Raw genomic sequence first — 607 nt, 5'->3', positions numbered from 1 at the left:
TACTCTGTGACGAGATTGACAATTTTGGACCTTGCTTTTTTAAAAATATACTAGAGTTACAAGCGGGGCTTGCCGGCTAACAGCTAAAAGCTCAAAGCTTGCGGCTTTGTTGAATAGTCCCGTAGCTCAGCTGGTTAGAGTACTACACTGATAATGTAGGGGTCCCCAGTTCAAGTCTGGGCGGGACTACAAGCCCAGTCACAGTATGCAGTCACAGTAAACAGTGAAGAACTGAACACTGAGACTGAACACTGCGAACTGAAAACGGGGGATTAGCTCAGTTGGCTAGAGCGCTAGATTTGCATTCTAGAGGTCAAGGGTTCGACTCCCTTATTCTCCACAAAATCTGGACTGATAGACTTAAAGAGAAGAAGATTATCAGACAGGAATTGAGAGTAAAAAGCTCGAAAACAAAGTGTTGCCACACTAAAAACAGGCAGGTGCGTTCAAAATACAGAAATGATGGAACAAGAGATAAAGCAGGACGGCTGCAAGAAAAAAGGTTCGACTCCTTGATTATCTACGTACTCGAAGCTAATAGCTCAAAGCTAGTAGCTTAAAGTTAAAGTTCTTTGGCATGTTGGGAAAAATAATTGATGATTATTTT

At 42.0% G+C, this 607-nt stretch carries 2 tRNA genes; both read left to right on the top strand.

From position 1 onward, the window contains the following. The first annotated feature begins 115 nt into the window (after positions 1-115). Positions 116-189 (top strand) — tRNA-Ile (locus MR764_RS20160). 77 nt (positions 190-266) lie between these two features. After that, positions 267-340 (top strand) — tRNA-Ala (locus MR764_RS20155). Positions 341-607: the final 267 nt, after the last annotated feature.

Source organism: Maribellus sp. YY47 (genome assembly GCF_023111095.1).
Lineage (GTDB): Bacteria > Bacteroidota > Bacteroidia > Bacteroidales > Prolixibacteraceae > Draconibacterium.
The sequence above is the reverse complement of the archived record's forward strand: the minus strand, read 5'-3'. Positions and strand labels throughout refer to the sequence as shown.